The organism is Xanthomonas sp. NCPPB 3200 (assembly GCF_056393585.1).
Window position 1 is genome coordinate 4,519,493 of record NZ_CM150785.1, and the last position, 24,271, is coordinate 4,543,763.

Annotated in this window: 21 protein-coding genes; 3 read left to right on the forward strand and 18 right to left on the reverse strand. The window is 66.3% G+C overall.

What is annotated here, in order from left to right; translation table 11 throughout:
- Positions 1-32: 32 nt before the first annotated feature.
- The 3 genes from AC06DU_RS19575 to birA form a co-directional block, all read right to left on the reverse strand.
- Positions 33-920, reverse strand: a complete 888-nt coding sequence (locus AC06DU_RS19575) for an SPOR domain-containing protein (protein WP_478203048.1) — start codon at positions 918-920, stop codon at positions 33-35.
- A gap of 155 nt (positions 921-1,075) precedes the next feature.
- Positions 1,076-1,804, reverse strand: a complete 729-nt coding sequence (locus AC06DU_RS19580) for a type III pantothenate kinase (RefSeq protein WP_184381503.1) — start codon at positions 1,802-1,804, stop codon at positions 1,076-1,078.
- Positions 1,801-2,814, reverse strand: coding sequence for a bifunctional biotin--[acetyl-CoA-carboxylase] ligase/biotin operon repressor BirA (birA, locus tag AC06DU_RS19585; RefSeq protein ID WP_311544223.1), 1,014 nt, complete (start codon positions 2,812-2,814; stop codon positions 1,801-1,803). Before birA ends, AC06DU_RS19580 begins: the two co-directional genes overlap by 4 nt.
- 40 nt (positions 2,815-2,854) lie before the next feature.
- Between birA and AC06DU_RS19590 the strand changes: the two genes are divergently transcribed.
- Positions 2,855-3,169, forward strand: coding sequence for a hypothetical protein (locus AC06DU_RS19590; protein WP_024939067.1), 315 nt, complete (start codon positions 2,855-2,857; stop codon positions 3,167-3,169).
- Between the two features lie 8 nt (positions 3,170-3,177).
- A complete protein-coding gene (locus tag AC06DU_RS19595; protein WP_184520032.1) occupies positions 3,178-3,933 on the forward strand; it encodes a M90 family metallopeptidase in 756 nt (251 codons plus the stop codon).
- A gap of 156 nt (positions 3,934-4,089) precedes the next feature.
- Here AC06DU_RS19595 and AC06DU_RS19600 read toward each other — a convergent pair whose 3' ends face one another.
- The 14 genes from AC06DU_RS19600 to aroE all read right to left on the reverse strand — a co-directional run bounded on the left by AC06DU_RS19600 (position 4,090) and on the right by aroE (position 19,664).
- Entirely contained in the window at positions 4,090-5,277 is a 1,188-nt protein-coding gene (locus tag AC06DU_RS19600; protein WP_448122138.1) for a DUF1501 domain-containing protein, read from the reverse strand.
- Positions 5,278-5,359: 82 nt separating this feature from the next.
- Positions 5,360-6,841 carry a DUF1800 domain-containing protein gene (locus AC06DU_RS19605; protein WP_478203049.1) on the reverse strand — a complete coding sequence of 494 codons (1,482 nt, stop codon included), beginning with the start codon at positions 6,839-6,841 and terminating at the stop codon, positions 5,360-5,362.
- Positions 6,842-7,072: 231 nt separating this feature from the next.
- On the reverse strand, positions 7,073-8,443 hold the full coding sequence (locus AC06DU_RS19610; RefSeq protein WP_024939071.1) for an ATP-binding protein: 1,371 nt from the start codon (positions 8,441-8,443) through the stop codon (positions 7,073-7,075).
- A gap of 74 nt (positions 8,444-8,517) precedes the next feature.
- A complete protein-coding gene (locus AC06DU_RS19615) occupies positions 8,518-9,201 on the reverse strand; it encodes a response regulator transcription factor (RefSeq protein WP_002808458.1) in 684 nt (227 codons plus the stop codon).
- A 71-nt stretch (positions 9,202-9,272) separates the two neighbouring features.
- A complete protein-coding gene (locus tag AC06DU_RS19620; protein ID WP_054591227.1) occupies positions 9,273-9,575 on the reverse strand; it encodes a hypothetical protein in 303 nt (100 codons plus the stop codon).
- 334 nt (positions 9,576-9,909) lie between these two features.
- Entirely contained in the window at positions 9,910-10,914 is a 1,005-nt protein-coding gene (gene dusA / locus AC06DU_RS19625) for a tRNA dihydrouridine(20/20a) synthase DusA (RefSeq protein WP_126966445.1), read from the reverse strand.
- Between the two features lie 454 nt (positions 10,915-11,368).
- Positions 11,369-11,593 (reverse strand): hypothetical protein, encoded by a 225-nt coding sequence (locus AC06DU_RS19630; protein ID WP_016902784.1) that lies wholly within the window; start codon positions 11,591-11,593, stop codon positions 11,369-11,371.
- Positions 11,594-12,455: 862 nt separating this feature from the next.
- On the reverse strand, positions 12,456-13,031 hold the full coding sequence (locus AC06DU_RS19635) for an ankyrin repeat domain-containing protein (RefSeq protein WP_054591226.1): 576 nt from the start codon (positions 13,029-13,031) through the stop codon (positions 12,456-12,458).
- Between the two features lie 58 nt (positions 13,032-13,089).
- Positions 13,090-14,595, reverse strand: coding sequence for a catalase KatB (gene katB, locus AC06DU_RS19640; protein ID WP_180968604.1), 1,506 nt, complete (start codon positions 14,593-14,595; stop codon positions 13,090-13,092).
- Between the two features lie 436 nt (positions 14,596-15,031).
- Positions 15,032-15,640: a DUF6624 domain-containing protein gene (locus AC06DU_RS19645; protein ID WP_478203050.1), complete on the reverse strand. Its 609-nt coding sequence runs from the start codon at positions 15,638-15,640 to the stop codon at positions 15,032-15,034.
- A gap of 189 nt (positions 15,641-15,829) precedes the next feature.
- Positions 15,830-17,962 carry an ATP-dependent DNA helicase DinG gene (gene dinG / locus AC06DU_RS19650; protein WP_167764380.1) on the reverse strand — a complete coding sequence of 711 codons (2,133 nt, stop codon included), beginning with the start codon at positions 17,960-17,962 and terminating at the stop codon, positions 15,830-15,832.
- 253 nt (positions 17,963-18,215) lie between these two features.
- Complete coding sequence (locus tag AC06DU_RS19655; protein WP_039524729.1) at positions 18,216-18,452, reverse strand: hypothetical protein; 237 nt, start codon at positions 18,450-18,452, stop codon at positions 18,216-18,218.
- Positions 18,449-18,823 carry a hypothetical protein gene (locus AC06DU_RS19660; RefSeq protein ID WP_016902791.1) on the reverse strand — a complete coding sequence of 125 codons (375 nt, stop codon included), beginning with the start codon at positions 18,821-18,823 and terminating at the stop codon, positions 18,449-18,451. Before AC06DU_RS19660 ends, AC06DU_RS19655 begins: the two co-directional genes overlap by 4 nt.
- Positions 18,813-19,664, reverse strand: a complete 852-nt coding sequence (gene aroE, locus AC06DU_RS19665) for a shikimate dehydrogenase (RefSeq protein WP_102582101.1) — start codon at positions 19,662-19,664, stop codon at positions 18,813-18,815. Before aroE ends, AC06DU_RS19660 begins: the two co-directional genes overlap by 11 nt.
- 52 nt (positions 19,665-19,716) lie before the next feature.
- Between aroE and AC06DU_RS19670 the strand changes: the two genes are divergently transcribed.
- The gene (locus AC06DU_RS19670; RefSeq protein WP_478203051.1) at positions 19,717-20,598 is read left to right on the forward strand and encodes a TolB family protein; all 882 of its coding nucleotides are present in this window, start codon (positions 19,717-19,719) and stop codon (positions 20,596-20,598) included.
- Positions 20,599-21,463: 865 nt separating this feature from the next.
- Here AC06DU_RS19670 and AC06DU_RS19675 read toward each other — a convergent pair.
- Positions 21,464-23,983, reverse strand: coding sequence for a PepSY domain-containing protein (locus AC06DU_RS19675; RefSeq protein WP_478203052.1), 2,520 nt, complete (start codon positions 23,981-23,983; stop codon positions 21,464-21,466).
- Positions 23,984-24,271 lie beyond the last annotated feature (288 nt).

The following is a 24,271-nucleotide window of genomic DNA, read 5'->3' on the forward strand; positions in this document are numbered from 1 at the left end:
AAAGGCGGGCGCATTGCGCGCCGGTGCGCATTCTAGCGCAGCGCGGCGCAATCTAGCGACCGCTGACGCGTTGCACCTGCGGTGCCTTGCAATGTGCCGATCGCAGCCGTGCTGCGCACATCGATCCACCAGCGCGATTGCCCGGTGCCGCTGGGCAGCAACTGCGCCGGAAACCCTGCACCGACCAGGCTGGCCTGACGGCGCTCGGCACGCTCGCGACTCTGGTACTGCCCCAGCGCGATGGTGTTGTTCTCGCCCTGGGCAATCACGTAATAGTCGCCCATGCCGGCGGCGGCGATGCGCTTGACCAAGGCTTGCGCCGCTGCACGATCGCCGACATTGGGCAGCATCACCCGGAACGTACTGACCCCGGCGTCCTTGTCCTCGCGCACGCGGGTGCGCAGGGCCTGGCCACGCAGGCGTGCCAGCGCGGCATCCGCATCGGCGCGCGCCGCATACGGCCCCAAGCTGGCGCAACGCTCCGGCGCAGCGGCGGGAGTAGATACCGCTGGCGATGGTTTGATCGCCACTGCCGCAACTTCGTTCGGTGTTGGAGCGACCTTGGCTGGTGGTGGAACCTGTGCCGACGTCTGCGACGTTGCGGCCACCTTCGCGGCGGCCGCATCTATCGAAGAAGACGCTGCCGCTGCTGCCGTCGGTGTCTCAGTCGGTGCAGGTGCAGGTGCAGGTGCAGGTGCAGGTGCATCCGATGGTGCGGTGACCGCAGCTGCCGGGCCCATGCCTGCCTCGCTCGCCTCGCCTGGCGATGCTGCCGCAGTGCTCGGCAGCACTTCCAGGCGCGCCACACCGGCCGGCTGCGGCGGTGCCGCCACCGCTGCCGGTGCCGGCTGCAACGCCCACCACAAGGCCACACCGGCATTGAGGACGATCAGGACGACGATGAGTGCGCGTACATACATGCGATGGATTCTAAGCGCGGGCAGTCACAACCGGCGAGCGCTGGTCGGCTTGCTGCCCATGCCAGGTAGTGGGGGCGCAGTGTACGAGCGCTGCCGACCGATTCCGTCTCCCGGCCGCGCCCGCCGCGTGGCCGCACGATCGCATGGCCCGCCGTTCAAGGCGCCGACGCAGACCTCGCCCAGGTCGCCAGCCCGTCCAGCACCAGCGCGGCGCGGAAGCTGGCATCGGGCAACAACGGCAGCAGCGGCGGCGCGCCCCCCCCGTGCACCAGCAGCCGCACCGGTACGCCCAGACTGCGTTGCGCGTGCTGCAGGCTGCGCTCGATCAGCGCCACCGCCGCGCCATCGCAGCCGGAGGTCAGCGCATCGTCGGTGTCGTCGGCCAGCTCGACATAGTTCCCGCCACTGGCCGGCAACTGCACCGCGCGCGCATGCAGCGCCTCGCGCATGGTGGTCGGCGAGGCGGCGATACGGCCGCCGTGGTGCTGCCCATCGGCGCCGAGCACATCGATGGTCAGCGCGGTGCCCACGCCGGCCACCAGCACCGGTGCGTCGCCGCGTGCGCCCAGCAGCGCCAGGAAGCGATCGACCCCGAAGCGGCCCGGGTCTGCATAGGCGATGCGGATACCGGCGCATTCGGCCGCGGTCCGCACGATGCGCACCTGTTCGAAACGCTCGCGCAGGCAGCCGAGCATGCGCTGCGTCAACGCCGGCGCAGCCACGCTGGCCACGTGCGCGATGCGTCCGGTGGGCAAGGCCGACAACGCGGCCGCGTCCATCGCCTCGGCACCGTGCGGCCAGGCCTGCACGTCGCCGGCGCGGTCGCCCTGCAGCGGTGCGTACTTGAACCGCGAATTTCCCAGGTCGAACAACCACTCGCTCATGCAGGTCTCACGCTCACTTCTCCGGAGTGGAACAGCCGTACCGTCTCGCCCAGTTGCACCCGCAACGCGCCGTCGGCTGCCAGGCCAAGCGCAATGCCGTGATGCCGGGTGCCGGCTTCCTCGACCTGCACCGCGCGGCCGCTCAGGACGTCCAAGGCCGCATAGCGGCCCAGGAACGGAGCCAGCCCCTGCGCCTCGAACAGTTCCAGCGCCGGCAGCAGCGCCGACAACACTGCGGCCACCACGGTATCGCGCGACACCGCGTGGCCGGCCAGCGTATCCAGATCCACCCACGGTTGGTCGATCGCAGCGGCCGCTGCCGCCGGCATATGCACGTTCAAACCCAACCCGATCACCGCGCGCGCGTTGCCGGCCATTTCTCCGCCGCCTTCGATCAGCAGGCCGCCCAGCTTGCGCTCGCGCGCCAGCAGATCGTTGGGCCACTTCAACCCGACATCGGCAAAGCCACAACCGCGCAGGGCCTCGGCCACCGCCACGCCCACGGCCAGGCTGAGCCCGGCCAGCTGGCCCAATCCGCCGCTGAAACGGCGCGAGGCCGACAGATAGATGTGCGCACCCAGTGGCGAGGTCCATTGACGCCCACGCCGGCCGCGCCCGCCGGTCTGCCGCTCGGCCAGCAGCACCGCCACGCCCTGCGCCGGCGCCGGGCGCGCCAGCAAGCTGGTGTTGGTGGATTCCAGGGTCCAGGCGATCTCCAGCGCAGCCAGGCCTGCCAGCGCATCGGCCGCCATCGCCGCACGAATGCGCGCGTCGTCCAGCAGGTCCAGCGGCGCCGCCAGGCGGTAGCCGTCCCCGGCCCGCCCTTCGATCTCGACCCCGGCCGCGCGCAGATTCTGGATCCGCTTCCACACCGCCGCACGGGTCAACCCGGCATCGCGCGCCAACGCATCGCCGGATAGCCGGCCGCTCGCAAGTTTGGCCAGCAAGGCGCGGTCATCCACGGCAAGTCCCCAAATCGATCCGCGAAAGTATGCGCCAAGCGTCCGCACCCGCCCAGCCTGGCTTGCGTGAGGGAGTGAAAAGCACGTTATGATCGGCGACTCACGCCGCTTGCCCTGGATGTGGACGATGCGCCGAATCACGGTTTGCCTGCTCTTGTTGTTGGCTCCGCTTGCCGCGCTGGCATCGGACCAGCTGGCCGATGGCGATCATGAGAGCTGCGTCAGCAGCAACTCGGCGGCACGCGGCAGAACCCCCAACGGCGAGCCGGCAACCCCGGCACGTGCTCCCGCGCACAAGCCCGCGCCGGCCACCGGCGGTGGTGGTGGCGACGGCGACGGACTGTTCCCCCGTATGCGCACGATGCCGCGCTGGCATAGCTTCCTGCCGGGCATGTTCCGCTGATCCAGTGGTTGTTGCGCCGGCTGCGCCGGCCGCCGGCCGATATTCCCGATGCCTTATGGCTGCAGGTCAGCCGCCGCTGCGCCTGGGTCGCTGCGCTCGATCTGCCCCGCCAGCACCGTCTGCGTGCACTGACTGCGCAGTTCCTGCGGCAAAAAACCATTTCCCCGCTCGACGGGCTGCAGCTGCAACCGCACGATCACGTCCTGCTGGCAGCCATGTGTTGCCTGCCGCTGCTGAACATCGGCGCGGCCGGCTGGCGTGGCTGGTCGCAGCTGATCGTTTACCCGGACGCATTCCGCGTGCAACGCACGCATGTGGATGCGGCCGGAGTGATGCATGCCTGGGACGACACCCTGATTGGCGAGGCCTGGGAGCAAGGGCCGCTGATCGTCAGCTGGGCCGACGTACAGGCCGACCTGGACGACCCGCAGGCCGGCTTCAACGTGATCGTGCATGAGATGGCGCACAAGCTCGATGCACTCGATGGCGCGCTCGACGGCACCCCGCCGCTGCCGCGCGATGCGCAGCGTGCCTGGGCACGCGATTTCCAGCGCGCCTTCGATACGTTTTGCCAACGCGTCGATGCGGGCGAAGATACCGAGATCGACCCGTATGCCGCCGAGGCACCGGAAGAATTCTTCGCGGTCGTAAGCGAATACCACTTCTCCGCGCCACAGCTGCTGGCGCGCCTCATGCCGGATGTCGCTGCACAGCTGACGCGTTTTTATGGGCCGTCGCCGTTTGCGGCGTCAGCGCAGCGCTGATGGTGCGGTGGCATGCCTGCATGCGTTGGGCTGTCGTCGTGCAATGCTGTCGCGCGCATCAATCGCACGCGTTTCAAGCGACTGAGCACACCAATGCGCGATGTCGCACGCGGCTACACGCGGACGGATCGACATCGCTCGCGCATTGCCAGGCACTCACACCAACCCAAGATCGCGCGGCCTGGCACCGGGAAACACCCGTTCCAGCTGCGCAGGCGACAATCCCCACAACCGGCTCAATACACCGCCGAACAGGCTGCGGTAATTGGTGAGCACCGGATAATCGCGGTTCTGCAGCAGCTGCGCCTGCGCAACTTCTACCTGCTCGCCGGCGATCCGGCCGCCACGCACGCTGCCACCCAGCACCCAATAGGTGGTGCCGTGCCCGTGATCGGTGCCCCTGCTGCCGTTCTCGCGGAAGGTGCGGCCGAACTCGGACAGCACCACCACCACGGTATCCTTCCATGCCGGCCCGAGGGCGTCGGCGTATGCCGCCAGCCCTTCGCCCAGATTGCGCAGATTGTTCGCCAGGCCGCCTTCGACACTGCCCTGATTGGCATGCGTGTCCCAACCGCCGACATCGACAAAGCCCAGCCGATAACGCTCGCGCATCAGGCTTGCCATGCGCCGGGTTTCGTCGGCGAAGGTGCGCGCACTGGCGGCGCCGCGACCGGCCTGCTCCATCTCTTCGCGCAGCTGCGCGGTGACCTGCTGACGCAGTGCCAGTCCCTCGCGCGCAGCGGCCGCCAGCGGGGTTGCGTCGTACATTTGCGACAGGATCTGTGCCTGACGCGCATCCAGACCGCCCTTGCCGATGCCCCGCAACGACACGTTGGGCAAGTCGCCGCCGCCCTGGAAGGTCAGCGGTAAGGAATCGGTGAAGGCAATCGCCGGCACTCCGCTGAGCACACCCGACAGGCGCGCCATGAAGCCGGAACGATAATCGCGGCGCTGTCGGCCGGATTGCCCGGATTCGATATCGTCCTGGGTTTCGAAGTGACTGCGCGACAGATCGTCGGTACCGGCAAACGGCACAAACGCCAGTTGCCGGCGTTGCCACAGCGGCAGCAGCGCATCGCGCATCACCGGGTTGAGACCCCATTGCGTATCCAGCGCAACGGCACTGTTCGGGTTGGCCGCATCCGGCCGCGCGATCGCCAGGGTCGGACGCGCCTGATAATAAAAATCGCTGGCATGCGGTACCAGCAGATTATTGCTGTCGTAGCCGCCGCGCAGAAATACCACCAGCATGCGCGCACTGTCGCGTGGCGCAGCAAACAGGCGACCGCTCCAGGGCAGACTTGCGGCCGCTGCAGAGGCAAGCAGAAATTGACGTCGTTGCATGGCGCGCTCCGTGGCGGTGATCGCTGGTCGAACGTCGAACAGCGGGTTTGAATCGGCAACCGTCGAATCGGCGACCCTCGAATCAGCGATAGTTGAAGTCCGGCGATGACAGCAGGAATCCGTTCCATTCCGCAGGCGAACGCGCCTGCGCCAAGGCATCGCGCGTGCCGCTGGAGAGCGACGGCGCCACCCAGCGATACGATGGGCGCGTGTCGATCTGCGTCAGCACCGGCAGTGGCGTGTCGTTATCGCCATCGAAGCGGAACAATTGCTTGGGCCCGCTGCCCAGCGAACGTGCCACCTCGAAGCGTCGCGCCAGTTGCCCGGAACTGGTCCATGCCTGCGATTGCAGCGACCAGCCATCGGGGGTGATGCGCCCGAACAGCGGCTCGCCGAGTTGCTGCAGCCAGCTCGCCATCGGCGCGGCATTGACCACCGGCTGGCCCTCGTACGCCAGCCGCATGGCCGAAACCACGAACCGATTCGGATCCTTGAACTTGCGCGGTTGCGCCTGCGCAAATTCCGGCGCGTCCAGCATGGCCTGCATCACCTTGGCGATATCGCCATCGCTGCGTTGAAACGTGTTCGCCATGCGCTCGACCAGCGCGGCCGGCGGCTTGTCGCTGACAAAGTACTCGGCCAAGCGCTGCGAAATGAAATACGCGCATGCCGGCTGCCGCACCAACAGCTGCACCGCGCGCTCGATCTCGTCCAGACCACCCGCGGCGATGCGCTGGCCCAGTAAGTTCTTGTCGCCGGGTTGATGGCGCGCAGGATTGAATTCGAACAGCCCCTTGCGCACCACCTGCGGTTGCCCCGGCACGGCAGTCGGCAAGGGCGGAGCGCCCCCGGCCTTGACCGGCACCAGGCCGGCACCGGTCAGTATCAGCGCCAGTTGCTGCACATCCTGCTGGCTGTAACCGCCATGCACGCCCAGCGTGTGCAGTTCCATCAGTTCGCGCGCGTAATTTTCGTTGACCTTGCCCTTGGCGTTCTTGGCGTTGTCCAGATATTCCAGCATCGCCGGGCTTTCCAGCGTCGCCATCACCAGGTCGGCGAACTTGCCGGTGGCATGCGGGCGGATCGCGTTTTCCATGTAATCGGCCGCCATCCATTTCACCCGCCCCTTATCGGCGTACACGCTGAAATGATTGAGCCAGAACCACACCAGCTGCTCGCGCGTCTGCTCCGGCGCATACACCGCACGCAACAGCTGCGCCTGACGCGCCTGGGTCAGCATCTGCCCGCCACGCGCCTGCCATGCCTTGCGCAAGGCGGTCTTTTCCTCACCATCGGGCATGTCTTGCAGGCGAATCTTGTCGGCCTCGTACTGCGTGAGCAAGGTCAGCAACGGTGTGTGCAGCGCATCGAAGTGCTGCAGCTGTGCACGGATCGGCGCTGGCAACGCCGCGTCGTCGCTGGCCTGCAACAGCGACCTGCCATAGCGCTTGGGACCGAGCCGCTGCAGTTGCGCGGCGCTGTCGGCATCCACGCCGTAGGTCGCACGCTGCAGCCAGCGCGTCTGCGCCGGCGTCAGTGCTGGATTGGCAGCACTGCACGACATGGCCAAAGCGCAGCCCGCCAACAGCCATGCCAGCTGCCATCGGTGATGGCGGGGTGCGCCTGCTGGACGTGCGCTCAGCCAGCGCGTCTGTGCATTGCGCTCGAACATGCAGCTCTCCATCGCAACGGCCTGAAACGGGCCCAGTATGGTCAAGCCAACGCGCGGGGCGTTAAACGGTTGTCGGAGCGCGCCGCAGCGTTGACCACGGGTTCATTCCGCACCCCATGCCGGTCACAGTCCCGGCGGCAGGGTCACGTCGAAGCGGGCGCCGCCCAGTTCCTGCGAGCGCACCACCTGCAGCTCGCCGCGGTAGGCCTTGATCAGATCCTGCACGATCGACATGCCGATGCCGTGGCCTTGCACGCGCTCGTCGCCACGTACGCCACGCTGCAGGATCTTGGCCACGTCTTCCGGCGCGATGCCGGGGCCGTCGTCTTCCACCGACAGGATCAATCCGGCACGACGGCTGCCGGTGGTGGGACCGGGCTGTGCGGTCAGCAGCACGCGGCTGCGCGCCCACTTGAAGCCGTTTTCCAGCAGGTTGCCCAGCAATTCCTGCAGATCGCCCGGCTCGCCATGAAAGCGCGCATCGGGCGAAATATCGAATTCGCACAACACGCCCTTGACCGAATAGACCTTCTCCAGCCCGCGCACGATCTCCTCGGCGGTCGACTCGATCGGCAGCGGTGCGGCGAACAGCTTGTGTCCACTGGAGGCCGCGCGTGCGAGCTGGTAGGACACCAGATCGTTCATGCGGCGCAACTGCACATCCATTTCCTCGTGCAGGTCGCGCTCGGACTGGCCGCTATCGAGCTGGGTGCGCAACACCGCGATCGGCGTCTTGAGGCTGTGCGCAAGATCGGCCAGCGTATTGCGCTGGCGGTCCAGATTGTCGCGCTCGCTCTCGATGAAGGCGTTGATGCTTTCGGTCAGCGGCTCCAGTTCGCGCGGATGCTGCTCGCTCATGCGCTGGATCTCGCCGCGCTGCACCTTGGTCAACTCGTTGATGACCCGCCGCAGCGGACGCAGGCTCCACTGCAGGATGAAGGCCTGCAGCACCAGCAGCACCACACCGGCACTGCCGAGGTAGAACCACACCGCGCCACGGAACACGCGCAGCTGCGCGCCCATCGAGCGCGCATCTTCCATCACGTAGATGGTGTATGGAATCTCGCCGCCGTGTTCGCGCTCGACATAGCTCACGCCCAGGCCGTAGCGGTACAACTGGCCCACGCTGCCGTCGATCTGGGTCATCTCCAGCGGGCCGATGAATTCTTCCTGGCGCGGCTCGAGCATGCGCCCGTGCGGAATGTTCGGGCCTTCGGCCGACATCGAGGTCCAGCTTTCGTCCGGGCGCACGACTTCCACGTACAGCCCGCCGCCGGGCACATCGAAACGTGGATCCGGCGGCTGGCCGCCGATGTAAAGCGAGCCGTCGCGGACGAAATCGATATTGGCGGCATACGCAGAGGCGTAGTTCTTCAGCCGCTCGCGCAGATTCTTTTCGGCGGTGTCGGCGAACGCCACATCCAGCGCGTAACCCGCCAGCGCCAGGAAGGCCACCAGACTGAGGCTGGCGGCCAGCAGCTGGCGGGCCTGCAGCGAGCGCGGCCGCCAGCGTCTATACCACTTGGAGCGGCCCGGCACCTGATCTTCCTGCTTGCCGATGCGCGGACTCAGCCTTCGGTACGCGGAATGGCGAAACGATAGCCGCGACCGCGTACGGTCTCGATCGGCTTGAGCTCACCATCGGGATCGAGCTTTTTGCGCAGGCGGCCGATGAACACTTCCAGCACGTTCGAATCGCGATCGAAATCCTGCTGGTAGATGTGCTCGGTCAGATCGGCCTTGGAGACCAGTTCGCCGGCATGCATCATCAGGTATTCGAGCACCTTGTACTCGTAACTGGTCAGGTCCACGTTGGCGCCATTGACGCTGACCGTCTGCGCGGCCAGATCCAGCGCGACCGGGCCGCATTCCAGCGTCGGCTTGCTCCAGCCTGCCGCGCGCCGCAGCAGCGCATTGACGCGCGCCAGCAGCTCTTCGACATGGAACGGCTTGACCAGGTAATCGTCGGCACCCTGCTTGAGGCCCTCGACCTTGTCCTGCCAGCTCGAACGCGCGGTCAGGATCAGCACCGGGAATTTCTTGCCTTCGTCGCGCAGCGCCTTGATCAGCTCCATGCCCGACATCTTGGGCAGGCCGAGGTCGATGATGCCGACATCGAACGGGACTTCACGGCCCATGTACAGGCCTTCTTCGCCGTCTTGTGCAGCGTCGACAGCAAAGCCCTCACGCTTCAGGCGCGCGGCAAGGGTCTCGCGCAGCGGAGCTTCGTCTTCGACCAAAAGGATACGCATGCACTCTCCCTAGTTACGTTGTCGGCCAATGGCCGGGGAATTTATGAGACTGAACGCAGAACTATCTACGTCTAGTGGTTATCGTCGCGTGGTGGCGCATCCGGCGGCGCCTGGCTGCGCGGCGGCGCGGCCTGCATCTGCTCCGACTCGTACACGGTATGCACGCGGCCGTCCTTCATGTACTTGACGCGGTTGAGATTGCCCCCGTCGAACGGCACGCGTTCGGCGCTGAGGATCTGTCCACCGGTGGACCGCTGCACCTGTCGGATGGTGTCCGAGAGCGTGCGCCCATTACCGCGCGCGGAAGGCGGCAATGGATCGCGTCCCGCGTGCGACATCGGATATGCCTGCCCCCACGCCAATGGCGCTGCCATGGCTAGCCCGAGGGCAACCAGGACGACATAGCAAGCGCGGCAGGAGGGCTGGGTCACAATGAATCCTAGCGGGTTGTTCAGGAACATTCAAAATTCGTGAAACCGGCCACCGGTGACAGCATGGTCGAGCCCGAGAATGGTCCAAATTCTTGATTTTTCGGGGTGAATCCCATCTGAACTTTTTAGCTTTGTGTTAACGCTGTTCAGTGAAATGAATATCTGGACGCCTGGAACGGCACTTTTCTGGAACTCGTGCCCGTGCCCGGCAGTTGGCATCCCGGTCAGATGCAGACAGCGGAAATGCCTGTTCAGGTAATGCAAGCGGCAGGCCAATTCAGGCCACAACGCGCCAGCCCTGGGTGTCGGTCCGCTGCAAGGCCTGCTCGACCAGCTCCCAGCCGGCACCTGGCCGGTGTGCGCCCTCGCTCAGGACCTGCCGGAACGCGCGTCCGCCCGGCTGGCCATGGAACAACCCCAACACGTGTCGGGTCATGTGTTTCAAGGCCAGGCCTTGCTCCAGTTGGGACTCGACGTAGGGCCGCAAGGCGCGCAGTAATTGGTCGCGCGGCTGTTCCGCACGATGCGTCAGGGCTGCATCCAGGCGATGCAGTACATAGGGGTCGTGGTAGGCGGCGCGGCCGAGCATGACGCCGTCGGTTTGGTGCAGATGCTCCATCGCGGTCTCCACCGCCGCGATGCCGCCATTGAGCACCACTGGCAGCGCGGGGCGCTCCTGCTTGAGGCGATACGCCCAGTCGTAACGCAGCGGCGGCACTTCGCGGTTTTCCTTGGGCGACAGGCCCTTGAGCCACGCGTTGCGGGCATGCACCACCACCATGGCGGCACCGGCTGCGACCACCTGATCGACGAAGCTGGCGAACACGGCGTAGTCGTCATCGTCGTCCACGCCGAGGCGGCACTTGACCGTGATCGGCAGCGTGGTCGCCGCACACATGGCGGCAACACAGTCGGCCACCAGGTCCGGCTCGCGCATCAGGCAGGCACCGAAGCGCCCGGCCTGCACGCGATCAGACGGGCAGCCGCAATTGAGGTTGATCTCGTCGTAGCCCCACTCCTGCGCGATCGCCGCCGCCTGCGCAAGCAGCGCCGGCTCGCTGCCGCCCAATTGCAGCGCCAGCGGGTGTTCGACCGGATCGAACCCGATCAGCCGCGTGCGATCGCCATGGATCACCGCATTGGCGTGCACCATCTCGGTGTACAGACGTGCCGAGGGTGCCAGCAGGCGATGGAAGACCCGGCAATGGCGGTCGGTCCAATCCATCATCGGGGCGACGGACAGGCGCAGGGAGGCGGCGTAGCGATCTGTGGAAGCGGTCATCGACATGTGGCCGCAGCGGGCAGCCATCGGAATGCGGAGCAGGATCAACAGCTTACACGGGTGTCGATGAATCTGCCGCAGCGCGGCATGGCATCCTGCGAGGCTGTCCTGCTGGAGCCCGCTGATCGATCGCCGGTTTACTGCGCCATGTGATCGACCCGTAGGGGCTGGCGAAGGTCGGCATGCCGCGCGTTGATGGAACCCGCTGGCGGCGCGCCTGGGCGTCCGGTATCGCGGCTATCACTGCCACCGAAAGAGACGAACGACACCCTGCTGGCGCTGCTGTCGTTGCCCTCGCACGCCAGGTGCGCGCGTTATCGGGCGGCATCGCTGCAGGATGCGCAGTGCCTGGGCGTTCGCCCATGTCGAGCGAACGCGGTGCATCGTCAATGACGAGCGGAGCTTGTGTCGTCCAGTGCTGGCGTCGTGCACTGCGCCTGGACAGGATCTGCAGTTATGGGTTGCGGAAGCCCACACGCTCTTCGGCGCTCAGCGGCTTGCCGAGCGCATGGTACGAGGCAACCAGGGTGATCAGGGCGGTACCCAGCACGGTGTAGAAGCTCCACGACGTGGCCAGCACGTGTACCTGACCGAACACCAGCGCGACCACGGCGGTAGCGGTGCACAGCACCATCGCCAGCAGGGACATCAGGAAAGGGATGGAGGGATCGAGCTTCATGGTCCGGGGGTTCCAGTGTGCGATAGCGGAAGCATCGGCGTTCGCAGTGCTTTCTTGAACTGTTTTTTGCGATTTTTCCGAACAAATTTCAGGCAAGTCAGCGCGCACTCAGACTTATGTCAAACCCTTGGCGCACAAAGGTTTCCGTGTCAGGGGACTCCTGACGCATTGGCACAAAAATCACCAGCGCCGCCAAAGATCCAACGCGCCTGCGGCGGAAAACCGGCGGAGGCGGTGGCTGCGTTTTCCAGCGAGTCGTGGAGACAAATCGAGCAGGTCGGCGAGCCACTGGCCGACCCGGGAGCGAGGATTCACTGCTCTCGGTGCACAGTGGTTGACCTCCGAACCGGGCCGAGGCGGTGGTTGCGCCTCTCGGCAGGTGATGAAGGCAGTTTGAGTAAGTCACCGCGCGGCCAGCCGATCTAAGAGCGAGCATGCGGTGCGCTCGGTACGCAACGGCTACCTCCCGAACCACGTCGGTGGTCATAAATGAGCGGGTGTCGCCGGTACGCACCGGTGGCGTCAGCACGCGCGGTGGAGTGCTGCAGGCGAGGCCGTCGAGGCTCCGGGTATCGAGGTGCAGGACTCGGGCGATAACAATCAGCGACTCATCCGACGGCCACCGGGATGGAGCTGCCGTCGCAACCACCTACAGCGCTTCGAAGACGGCCGAGCGCTATGCGTGCAATCCGCCAGGATGCGGGCTGCAGGCGACTGGCCTGTGCATCAGGTGCATCGTGGTACGGCACGCTGCAGCACGCATCGCCGTCGGCTCACGCCGGTATCGGCCGCATGGCGCCGGTGCGAGCCTGCTGACGCCTGGCGTCACGCATACCTGCCCCGCCACGCATGACAGGCGCGCTCAGCGCGCCGGGGTCGTCGCAAACTCGCCGCGCTGCAGCTTGGTCACATCGTTGCCCTGCCCATCCTTGAGGCTGAGGTCTGCGCCCTTGGCGGCCAGATCCTTGAGCACGTCGGTGCGCTGGAACAGCGCTGCGTACATCGCGGCGGTCTGACCGGCATTGTTGCGCTGGTCCGGCGCGCAGTCGGCCTGCATCAGCCGCTTGGCGATACCCAGCTCGCCCTTGAAGATCGCGCCCATCAGCGCAGTGTTGCCGCGCTTGTCCTGCGCGCAGGGGTCGGCACCGGCGCTGAGCAGTTGCTCCACTGCCGGGCGCTGGCCGTGATAGGCCGCCAGGATCAGGGCGGTGTAGCCCTTCTCGTCACGGGTATTGAGGTCGTAGTGCGAGCGGATGAACTCGGCCAGCATGTCCTGCCGCCCTTCGCGTGCCGCGTCGAAGAAGTACTCGCGCAACTGCAGCTTGATCTGCGCCGGGTCGGCGGCGGCAGCGGTGGCGCTGGCGGACATCGGCGCGGGCGAGGCAGCATTGGCAGCTGCAGACAGGGTGCCAAGCATCAGAAACAGCAGGGTGCGCATATGGCTCTCCCGATAGCGAAAACGGCACCGCGGCACAGGCCGCGATGCCGTGGGTGGGTCAGTCCTGCAGGCTGGAGGCCAGCTGCTTGACCCGGGCCAGGTCGCCCTTGGCGACACGCGTCACGCCAGTGCCGTACTCGGGGTCGGCCTTGTACAGGAACGACAGCAGGAGATGCTTGCTCTCGGTGTCGGTGGTGGCCAGCGACTCGCCGAAACTCTGCACCAGATCGGCGCGATCCTTCTTGCTGTAGGACCGATACAATTCACCGGCCTGCTTGAAGTTCTGCTCGCGGGTGATCTTGGCCTGCTGGGTGGTGCCCGACAGCGGCAACGCGCTGTAACGCGCAGCGGTGTCCTGCGGCCGCGGCTCCAGCCGGCTCGGCTCGTAGTTCACGCCGCTGGTGGTGTGGCCGTTATTGCCTTCGCCATCCTGGTTGCCGTTGTTGACGGCCACACGCGGACGGTTGACCGGCAGGTTCAGGCCATTGGCACCGATGCGATACAGCTGGGTGTCGGCGTAGGAGAAGATGCGCCCCTGCAGCAGACGGTCTTCCGACGGCTCGATGCCCGGCACCAGGTTGGCCGGCGCCATCGCGACCTGCTCGGTTTCCTGGAAGAAGTTGTCGACGTTCTTGTTCAACACCATCTGGCCGACCTTCTGCTCCGGCACGTCGGGCCAGATCTTGGTGGCGTCCAGCGGATCGAAATCGAACTTGGCCAGGTCTTCCGGCTTGAGCACCTGTACGTACAGGTCCCACTTCGGGAAGTCGCCCTTCTTGATCGCACCGACCAGATCGTTGGTCAGGTGGCTGTAGTCCTTGGCCTGGACGGCAGCGACCTGCTTGGGATCGAGGTTCTTGATGCCCTGCAGCGTCTTCCAGTGGAACTTGACGTAATGCACTTCGCCCTGCGCATTGACCAGCTTGTAGGCATGCACGCCGTTGCCATCCATGAAGCGATAGCCCGCAGGGGTACCTTCGTTGGAGTACAGCAGGGTCAGCGTGCGGGTGGCCTCGGGCACGTGCGAGAAGAAATCGAAGCGGCGCGAATCGTCGTCCAGATTGGTACGCGGGTCCGGCTTGAACGCGTGGACCATATCGGGGAACTTGATCGCATCGCGGATGAAGAAGGTCGGGAAGTTGTTGCCGACCAGATCCCAGTTGCCTTCGCTGGTGTAGAACTTGGTGGCGAAGCCATGCGGGTCGCGCAAGGTTTCCGGCGAGTGGTTGCCGTGCACCACCGAGGAAAAACGCACGAAGACCGGGGTCTTTTCGCCGGCGCTGAATACCTTGGCCTTGGTCAGGCTGGACAGATCGGCGGTGGCGGTGAACTCGCCTTTGACGCCGGTGCCGCGTGCATGCACCACGCGCTCGGGGATGCGCTCGCGATCGAAACGCTGCAGCTTCTGGATCAGCTGCACATCCTGCAGCAGGGTCGGGCCATTGGCTCCGGCGGTCTGCGAATTCTGGTTGTCACCGACCTTGGCGCCGTTGTCGCGGGTCAGGACGGATTGGGCGAAGACCGGCGGTGCGATCAGCGTCGGGGCTAGCAGGGCTAGCACCATGAGGGATCCAGGGCGCATGGCGTCAGCTCGTTTGAGGGAGCTGAATCATGGCCAGCGGACCGAAGCGTGAGAAGTCGTTAGTTATGATCGCTGCGATAGGCGAACATGATGATGACTACAGAGCGTGATATGCATCGCGTTGCAAGGCGGTAGCACGTTGAAGATCATGTCGCTTGCGCTACGCATGCGGTGACTAGGCTGATTCACAACGACGCACGTAGTGCGTTGGTGACCGTAAGAATACTGCAGTGCAGAAGATCGGCAGGCTCACGAACCAGCAACGCCATGCGGTGAAAAATAAGCGCAGGGCCGGGCGTCATCGCCTGGTGGAAACCGAAGCACCAACAACTCGCAACGTCTTCTTGATCCAGGTATGCACGCGCGCCCCATGCGTTGACCAGCATCTATCGCGTCGCAGCTGGATATCGCTTATGGTTCAAAGGCCCCCAGAACCGCCCTGTTCGTCAGGCAAACCTACGTCTGCCCGTCTGCGTGCCAACTGGGCAGGATCCTCCAGCTCGAACAGGCTGCCGTCCGCCTTGCGCTGGGTGCCGTAGCGCTGCGGCTTGCCCGACATGATCAGATTACGATCCACGAACAATGCCATGTCTACGGTGCTGTAAGACCCGCGCGCCACCGCAACCTCGATGTTCTTCAGGAAGCCATCGCGAAACGTGCGGTCAGTGGAGTGCTGCGCGACCAGGAAACCGGCATGCGCCCCGTCCTCGCCGACCGACGCGACATCGGGGAAGCCGAATTTGTCGATCAGTGCAGACAGCGCAGCCTGGTTTTCCCGTTGCGACGCAACCAGACGCATGGCCATGTCTTTCGCTGCACCTTGATTGGCCTGCAGCTGTTGCGCCGTGAAAGCACCACGAATCTGCTCACGGATCTTCTGATCGGCATCGGCCAGTGCCAGCAGCTGTTCGCGATAAGAGGCGTTCATGCCTGGACGACCTTGCTGCAGAGTGCGATCGGCTTCGGCAATCGCCCATCCCGCCGTTGTCAGCTGCCATAGCAGTACACCGAGCATCACTGTCTTCATCCGCAATCCTCCCGGATCTCAAAAGGTCACGACATCGCGTCGATAAAGCACGGCAGGGAAAGATACCGCTGCCATCGACACCACACGCGCAGCGACGGGCACGGTCATGCACCGCAAACGTGTGACAGCGGCACTCTGCGAGACGGATGTTCCATCCTCCGCACGGGACTGGCGCAGGGCTGCCCTGGGCTAGCCAATCACCCGCTTGAACGGCGGCAACGCGTCGATGATGCGTTTGCCGTAGCGGCGTGTCAGCAGGCGCGAGTCGAGGATGATCACGCGGCCGTGGTCGCTGGAACTGCGGATCAAGCGGCCCGCGAACTGCGTGAGCGTGCGCAGCGCGTGCGGGATGGCGATCAGGTTGAAGGCGTTATGGCCGCGACTTTCCAGCCATTCGCTCAGGGTCGAGGTCTGCGGGTCGGTCGGCACCGCGAATGGCACCTGGGTGATGACCACCGTGGTGCAGGCATCGCCGGGCAGATCCAGGCCTTCGCCGAAGGAGTTCAGGCCAAACAGCACCGAGCCTTCGCCGGCGGCGATACGGCGCAGGTGTTCGGTGATCAGTTGCGACTTGTTGCCCTCGCCCTGCACCAATACGCGGTTGCGCTGCGCCAGCGGCATCAGGTCGGCGACCTTTTCCATCTTCCAGCGCGAGGTGAACAGCACGATGCTGCCCTTGCCGGTCCAGTCGAGTTCGCGCACCAGGTAACGCGCAACTTCCTTCGGGTGGCCTTCGCGATCGTCTGGGGTGACCGGGAAATTGGGCACGATCAATTCGGCCTGATTGGGCAGGTCGAACGGTGAGGCCAGCGAGGCCATTTCGGCGTGATCGGGCAGGCCGTTGTCGATCGCGAACGCTTGGAAATCGCCGCCGCCGGTGAGTGTGGCCGAGGTCATCACCACCGAATCCACTTCGTTCCAGATCATCGTGCGCAGCACCTGCGCGGCCGACACCGGCGAGCAATGGCAGATCAAATCGCCGTCGCGCGAGAGGGTGATCCAGCGCGCCATCGGCGGCTGGCCTTCCTTGTCTTCGCGCCGCCAGCCGCTCCACAGATTGTGTTGCTGCTCGGCCATTTCCAGAGCCAGGCCGAGGCTGCGCTGCAGGCGTTCGCGCGCCGAGTCGTCCTGCTTGCCCTTGGCGATCGCGCTGTGCGCGGCATGCACCCAGTTGAACAACGCGCGGGTTTCTTCGCCAAGCTCTTCGATGGCCGGGCCCCATTGCGGCGGCAGCTTGCCGTTGGCCGCACGCCACAAGGGATCGCGCTCGCCGGGCTCGGGCTTCCACACGCGTTCGACCTCGGCGTGGAAAGCCTTGAGCAGCTTGGACACGCGCGCGGCCAACTCGATGGCCTCGTTGGGCAACAGGTTGCCGATCTTGTCCTTGTCCACCGCGCGGTAGGCAGCGGCGATGAGGATCTGCAACCGTCCGGTGCGTTTGGCCATCTCGTCCAACGGCAGGCTGGCGGCGCCCTGGTCGATCGCCACGCCGGCGATGTGATGGCCTTCGTCGAGCACCAGCAGCATGTCGGCGGGCGGGGCGATCAAGGGCTGGCCATTCTCGGCATCGCCCAGCGACAGCGACGACAACAGCAATGCATGGTTGGTGACCACGATCTGCGCTTCGCGCACGTCGGTGCGCGCCTTCAGCACCGGGCATTGCGCGGCGTAGCTGCAGCGGCGGCCGGCACAGCCGGAGGCCGGCGTGGTGATGCGCAGGCGCAGCGGCACCGAGACCTGCTCGGGCGCATCGTCCAGATCGCCGTTCCAGCTGCGCTCGGCGTAGGCCGTGGCCAGGCGCTTGGCCAGATCCGCGTCGGCCGGGCTGAGCGGGCGATCGTAGAGCACCTGTTCGTCGTCGAACATGCCTTCCTGGCTGGTCTCGCCCTGCAGCTCGGCGGCGTTGCGCGTGCACAGGTAGCGGGTGCGGCCCTTGGCCAGTGCGACCGTGGCTTCCAGCCCGGTGGCCTTGAGGAAGGCCGGGATGTCGCGCTCCACCAACTGCGACTGCAGCGCCACGGTGCCGGTGCTGATCACCAGCTTCTTCTTGGTGGCCAGGGCGATCGGCACGCCGGCGGTGAGATAGCCCAGGCTCTTGCCGACGCCGGTGGGGGCCTCGGCAATGCCGATGCCGCCGGAGGTGGCCAGCGCGCGCGAGACCAGGCCGATCATCTGGCTCTGCGCCCGCCGTGTGGCAAAGCCGGGCGTGTTGGCCTGCAGCTTGGCGTAGGCCTCGCGGATGCCGGCCTTGATCGGGTCGGTCAGAACGCGCTGGGTGGGAACCGGCGCCGACGGCGCGGCCGGTGGGGCGACTTCATTCATCGCGCTATTTTCGCACGGACCGGCGCAGCGCCTGCGACCGACGTGGCACTCGGCTGAACGTGTTTGCTGGCGCGGGGCGGCGCCACCGCCATCTTGGTCCCGGGTACGCACGCTGCACGGCCACTGCATGCGTCGGATCCGCTCATCGCTGGCGGGCACTGCCCGCAAGTTCTGACCCGAAGGGGCGCGCAACGGATGCCGCCCCAATCACCCTGCGCTGCCTGCAACGAGCAGGCAGCGTCGCTCCACGTTGTCAGCGGCCTTGCGTCCGCGGCGGCCATGCATGGCGCGCCCATACCAGCCCGATAACCACCATTGCGACGCCCATCAGCAACATGCCGGCACCCACGCCAGTGGGCCCGAAGCGCTCATACAGCAGGCCGCCGCGATTGACCGCAGCCAGCGCCTGCGGATGCAGCAGCGTCCACCCGCCCTGCCCGGCACTGACCAGCCCGAGCACCACCAGCGCGATGGCTTTGAGCGGAATCATGGGCGCGGGCCGGCGGCGGGCGGCACGCGTTGCAGGCTGCCTGCCAGCGTCCACACCAGCACGCCGATGCCCACGCCTTGCATCGCCATCAGCACGAAGTGGGCGATGCTGGTCACCATGCTGATCTGACGCACATTGCCTTGCTGCAGCAACAGCATCGGAATCGCCTGGAAGGCAACCTCGGCAAACAAGCAGCCCAGCAGCAGCCAGAGCGCGGCCAGCCCGGCACGCCGCAGCGGGCTTTGCGAGGCACGCCACAGCAGAACCAGCCCGAGCAGCAACGCGATCAGCATCGGCACGCGCGACAGCAGGCTGGTGACCAGGGTCAGCAGGATATCGGTGGCGGTGACGCTGCCCACCTCAGTCGGCACTGACCAGGAGGGCCTCGCGCGCGCGCAGCGCGGCGTAGACCGGGTCGGTGTCCGGGCGCACGCCGTGCCACAGCGCGAAACTCTCGGCGGCCTGTTCCACCAGCATGCCCAGGCCATCGACGGCGTAGCGGCATTGCGCCGCGCGTGCCCAGGCCAGGAAGGCGATGGCGGTGGCGCCGTAATTGAGATCGACCGCCGCGGTGAGGCTGTTGACCAGGCCCAGCGGCATGGCGAACGCGCCGGCATCGCGATCACGCCCGGCCGCGGTAGCGTTGACGATCAGCTCGAAGTCGCCCAGATCGCGCAGGTCTTCGATGTAGCGCGAGACCACCCGCCCCGGTTCACCAAGCGCATCGCACAAGGCATCGGCACGCTCGGGCGAGCGGTTCACCACCACCATTTCGGTGATGCCCGCTTCCAGCAGCGCCGGCGCCACGCCGCGCGCGGCACCACCGGCGCCGAGCAGCAGCACGCGGCGACCGCGCAGATCCAGCCCGTGGCGGTCGGTGAGGTCACGTACCAGACCGGCGCCATCGGTGTTGTCGCCCTGCCACTGGCCGTCGTTGCGCACCAGCGTGTTGACCGCACCGGCCAGACGCGCGCGATCGCTCAGGCTGGCCGACAACGCACAGGCGGCCTCCTTCAGCGGCAGGGTGACGTTTGCGCCCTTGCCGCCTTCGTCGGCGAAGCGCTCCAGCGCGGCAGCGAACTCTTCTGGCGGTGCGTCGATGGCGGTGTAGTCCAGCGCGATGCCGGTCTGCTTCCCGAAGTCGGCATGGATGGCCGGCGACAGCGAATGGGCGACGGGGTGACCGAACACGGCATAACGGGATACGGGCATGAAACGCTCTCTGGTTGACTAGACTGTGCGCGACTTGAGGCAGGAACCCCGCATGCAACTTCGATGGACACTGCTCGCGCTGGCGGCAAGTTTACTCTGCGTCCCGGTCGCGTCGGGGCTTGCCGAATTCGGCATCGAAGGCATGGGCGTGGTCTCCACGCCGGCCAACGAAGCGCGCGCCACGCTGAGTCCGGACGGGCAACGCATTGTCTGGGCCAGCGACCGCGCCGGCGGCACCGGGGGCTGGGATCTGTGGCAGGCCCGGTTGAGCGGCGGGCGCTGGCAGAACGCAGAAGTGCTGCCGATCAACACCGCGCAGGACGAGACCTCCCCGCTGTTCAGTGCCGATGGCCGCTGGCTGCTGTTCGCCTCCACCCGGCCCGGCGGTGCCGGCGGCGCCGACCTGTATCGCGCGCCGGTGGATGCGCAGGGCCGGATCGGTGCGGTGCAATTGCTGGGCGCGGCGATCAACAGCCGCGGCGACGAGCGCTCCCCGACACTGTCGCTGGACGGCACCCGCCTGCTGTTCGCCAGCAACGGCCACGGCGGCGCCGGCGGCATGGACATGTTCGTGGCGCGCTGGGATGGGCAGGCCTTCATCGCGCCGGTGGCGCTGAGCGATATCAACAGCGCTGCCGACGAGCTGGATGCGGCCTGGCTTGGCGATGGACGGGGGCTGGTATGGGCACGCGGCCAGCAAAATGGTCCCAGCCAGTTATTGCTGGCGACCTGCAGCAACGGCCATTACACCGTGGGCCAGGCAGTGCCGCTGTCGTTCAACGGGCCGCAGGAACGCACCTTCGGTGCGGTGGTGGATGCGGCCAAGCCAGGCGAGTTGCTGGTGACCGGCAGTGCGCGCGCACCGCGTGCGGGGCAGCTGGACATCTACCGGATGAAGGCGCCGGCGGTGGAGGGGGATACGAGCTGCCGTTGAGGGTGGGTGGATGCGCAGACTCTTGCCAGGGGGCTGCCCGGGACACGACTTCACGCCAAGCGGTTGCGGAGCGAATGATCTGGGTCACGCTACAGGGCGCTGATATGCGGTGTGACTGCAGGGCTGCTGATCTGAGGCTTGGTCGCAGGGCCCTTGCCCGCCCACCATCGCAGGACACGCCGCAAGTACGTCCTTGTAGGCTCTTACACGGCATCCATGCCGCGTAAGGTCCCGCGACGGTGGGCGGACAAGGACCAGTCGGGATGGTCGGTGTGCATGGTCAGAAGCGGGAGCGGCGACCGATGGGTCAGACGCAGCGGTGGTTGCATGATCCTTGTGATCTGGCAGACGTGGTCTGATTTCCAAAGCTGTCCGTCGAAAGCGGGAAGCAAGTGGATTGGGCTTGCCCCCTATCGCTAATGGTCATCCACACATGCATGCAAGCGACCAGACCGCTGCGTTAAGTCGCCTCGCTTGAGTCATCCCGCTTGTGCGGTTCCATCAGTGCACGACCGACTTCGCAGGCGTGATGTCCTTACCGGTTCCGGGACCCTTGGCGGCATGGATGCCGCCACGGAGCCTCCACGGACGGATTCACGGCGTGTCCCGGAAGTAGTGAGGGCATCGCGTCCTCGACCAACCAGGCTTTTGATTCAAGCATCGGACCGCGCTTAGACGCCGCCATGGTTGGCAGCTAACAAAACCACCGCACACGCTGCAAGGAGGGCGCGGTCGATGCTAGCTAGGACGCAGCATGTCTCCGTCGTTCACCGGGATTTTCCCAAACCGTTCGCACCCGCTGGGCGACCGCACGCCACGTTTTACTGGCCGCTCCAACCCAGCGATGCAGTGGCCATGACCGCGCTCAATACACATCGCGCCGATAACGTCCCGCTGCGGTCAGCGACTCCAGCCGCGTCTCGCCCAGCAATTCGCGCAGCGTGACATCGACCTCACGCGCCATGCTGTCCAGGCTGCCGCAGACATGGATTACCGCACCGCGATCGATCCAGTGGCGCAAGGTGTCACCGGTCTCGCGCAAGTGATGCTGCACGTAGCGCTTGTGCGCCTGGTCGCGCGAGAACACCCGGTCCAGCTGCTGCAGATGGCCACGCGCGTGCCAGGCCTGAAGTTCGTCGGCAAACAGACCATCGTGCGCGGCCTGCCGTTCGCCGAACAGCAGCCAATGTCCGTGCACGCCGGCCAGCTCGGCCTCGCGCAGCAGACTGCGCAAACCGGCGATACCGGTGCCGTTGCCGATCAACACCATCGGCGCCTGTTCGATGCGATGGAAGCCGGGATTGGTGCGCAACCGTGCGCGTATCTGCCCACCGACGGGTGCGTGACAAATCAGCCAGCCCGAGCCCAGGCCGGGGCTGCCGTCGGCGCCTGTGGTCAGGCGCACCACCGCGGTCGCAACGCCATCGGCCGGCACGCTGGCCAGCGAGTAATCGCGGGTCGGCAGCCAGGCGCAGGCGTCCAGCCAGGTCTGCGGATCCGGATGCGGCGTGGGCGGGCGCGTGGGCGGCTCCGGCAGCACGCGCTCCGCGACGGCCTGCTGCAGCGGCAGCAACTGCGCATCGACATGCACCAGCGCGTCGGGCGGCAGGCCCCAGGCGGCCAGACACGCGCGCACGTGCGTGTAGGCGTGCGCCGGCTGCAATTCGAGGATGTCGCCGGCCTGCCAGTGCGTGCCGGGCGATGGCAGCAGATCGATCTGCCAGATCGGTGCTCCCTCGCTGCCCGGGTTGAGATGCGTACGCGCCGCCAACGTCCAGTGCAGCAGCGTCGGGCGGGCCAGCGGCACGGCGGCCACCGGCGCACCGGCAATCTGCGCCAATTGCGCATGCCATTGCGCCAGGGCCTGCGGATCGGTGTTGTCCATCTCCACTGCCGGAAACAACGGCTGCGCGCCCTGCGCCTGCAGCCACTGCTCGATGCGTCGGGAAAACCCGCAGAACTGCGCGTACTGGCGGTCGCCCAGGGCCAGCACGGCATAGGTCAGCTGTGGCAGCGTCATGCGCTGACGCAACAGTTCGCGCTCGAAGCTGCGGGCGGTATCGGGCGGCTCGCCATCGCCAAAGGTGCTGACCACGAACAAGGCATGCCGGGTGCCCTGCAGATGCTGCGCAGTGAGCTGTGCCAGCGAGCGCACCTGCACCGGCAGACCGGCCGCCTGCAGATGCCCGGCCGCCTGCCAGGCCAGCCGTTCGGCAAACCCGCTCTGGCTGGCGAACCCGATCAACCACGGCTCGGCCTGCGAGGCCGCCGGTGCACCGTGCAGGACATCGCGCGCGGCACGCAGCGCGCGCTTCTTGCGGCGGCGATCCAGGTACAACATCCAGCCGGTCACGAAGAACACCGACATGCCGACACTGGCCAGCATCACCACGATGCGGCCCGGCAGCCCGAAGAAGCTGCCCGAATGCAGCGGAAACATGCTCACCAGCAACTGCTGGCCGCGCGGCAGCAGTGCATAGTCCTGGCGACGCAGCAACGCACCGCTGCCCGGCTCGATCTCCAGATTGTCGTAGGCGCGATCGTGATCGGGATGGTCGGGCAGGAACCGCACGCTCAGCGGTTGCCCCGCACGCGGCGGGATACGCAGGTCCAGTGCCGTGCTGTGCGTGGCCGGGATGGCATCCAGGGTGCGCTGCACGGCTGCAAAATCCACCGTGGCCGGGCGGTGATCGCGCCCGTTGCCACGCATCGCCGGCTCGGTGCCGAGCAAGGCCACCATGCCGTCGCGGTACCAGCTGTAGGACCAGGTCAGCCCGGTCAGGGCCACCAGCAGGTACACCAGCAGACACCAGGTGCCGAACACCGCGTGCAGGCTCCACAGAAAACTGCGCCCCTGCCGCCGCCATTCCACTGCCCACCAGGTGCGCAGACTCCACCAGCGTCGCGGCCAACGCAGATACAGGCCGGAAGCGCAGAAGAACAGCAGGATCAGGGTGCTCGCACCGGTCACCGCCTGGCCACGCTTGCCGGCGGTCAGATGGCGGTGCAGGTCCTCGATGAAGGCAAACGCGCCGCTCAGCCGCGGGGGGGCGACCCTGTCGCCGGTGTACGGATCGAAATACACCCGGCCGCCGCCCTTGCCGGCCAGGCGTGCATTGGACGGACGCTTGCCAGTCGGATCGATCAGCATACGGGTGACCGCCTGTTGCTGATCCAGGTCCAGCCGGCGCAGCAGCACATTCACCGGCAATGGCCGCTCGCCTGCGGCATGCCGCTGTGCCAGCTGCGCGATGGCCGGATTGGCCAGCCGCACGATCTCGTTTTCGAAGGACATCAACGCGCCGGTCAGCCCCATCACCGACAGCACCAGCCCGGCCGTGATGCCGAACAGCCAGTGCAATTGGAACAGGACGGTCTTGAGCACGCGCGAGCAGCCGCAAACAGTGGGCTCGCCATTGTAGATGAGAATCGTTATCGTAGTTTGCGTGGGGTTTTGGAGGCTCGCGCCGTTGACGCAACGCCGTCAGACAGCGACTGCTGTGTCACTCGATCGTTGCAGCAACGCCGGTACCCATTGATCTGCGGGAAGCAGATTGATCAAGCTGCCTGCGCCACACCTTCCCTCCCCATCCGGAAGGATGGCCCGCGCCGCACGCAGCGCAGGCCGGGAGAGAACGCGGCCTGCGAGATCGTTGGGTTTTCGAATCGGGCC

Excerpts from the sequence above, each read along its gene's own strand:
- AC06DU_RS19575 (WP_478203048.1), bottom strand. The coding sequence starts at position 920 with ATGTATGTACGCGCACTCATCGTCGTCCTGATCGTCCTCAATGCCGGT.
- AC06DU_RS19580 (WP_184381503.1), bottom strand. The coding sequence starts at position 1,804 with ATGAGCGAGTGGTTGTTCGACCTGGGAAATTCGCGGTTCAAGTACGCA.
- AC06DU_RS19590 (WP_024939067.1), top strand. The coding sequence starts at position 2,855 with ATGATCGGCGACTCACGCCGCTTGCCCTGGATGTGGACGATGCGCCGA.
- AC06DU_RS19600 (WP_448122138.1), bottom strand. The coding sequence starts at position 5,277 with ATGCAACGACGTCAATTTCTGCTTGCCTCTGCAGCGGCCGCAAGTCTG.
- AC06DU_RS19605 (WP_478203049.1), bottom strand. The coding sequence starts at position 6,841 with ATGTCGTGCAGTGCTGCCAATCCAGCACTGACGCCGGCGCAGACGCGC.
- AC06DU_RS19615 (WP_002808458.1), bottom strand. The coding sequence starts at position 9,201 with ATGCGTATCCTTTTGGTCGAAGACGAAGCTCCGCTGCGCGAGACCCTT.
- AC06DU_RS19620 (WP_054591227.1), bottom strand. The coding sequence starts at position 9,575 with ATGGCAGCGCCATTGGCGTGGGGGCAGGCATATCCGATGTCGCACGCG.
- dusA (WP_126966445.1), bottom strand. The coding sequence starts at position 10,914 with ATGACCGCTTCCACAGATCGCTACGCCGCCTCCCTGCGCCTGTCCGTC.
- AC06DU_RS19630 (WP_016902784.1), bottom strand. The coding sequence starts at position 11,593 with ATGAAGCTCGATCCCTCCATCCCTTTCCTGATGTCCCTGCTGGCGATG.
- AC06DU_RS19635 (WP_054591226.1), bottom strand. The coding sequence starts at position 13,031 with ATGCGCACCCTGCTGTTTCTGATGCTTGGCACCCTGTCTGCAGCTGCC.
- katB (WP_180968604.1), bottom strand. The coding sequence starts at position 14,595 with ATGGTGCTAGCCCTGCTAGCCCCGACGCTGATCGCACCGCCGGTCTTC.
- AC06DU_RS19645 (WP_478203050.1), bottom strand. The coding sequence starts at position 15,640 with ATGAAGACAGTGATGCTCGGTGTACTGCTATGGCAGCTGACAACGGCG.
- dinG (WP_167764380.1), bottom strand. The coding sequence starts at position 17,962 with ATGAATGAAGTCGCCCCACCGGCCGCGCCGTCGGCGCCGGTTCCCACC.
- AC06DU_RS19655 (WP_039524729.1), bottom strand. The coding sequence starts at position 18,452 with ATGATTCCGCTCAAAGCCATCGCGCTGGTGGTGCTCGGGCTGGTCAGT.
- aroE (WP_102582101.1), bottom strand. The coding sequence starts at position 19,664 with ATGCCCGTATCCCGTTATGCCGTGTTCGGTCACCCCGTCGCCCATTCG.
- AC06DU_RS19670 (WP_478203051.1), top strand. The coding sequence starts at position 19,717 with ATGCAACTTCGATGGACACTGCTCGCGCTGGCGGCAAGTTTACTCTGC.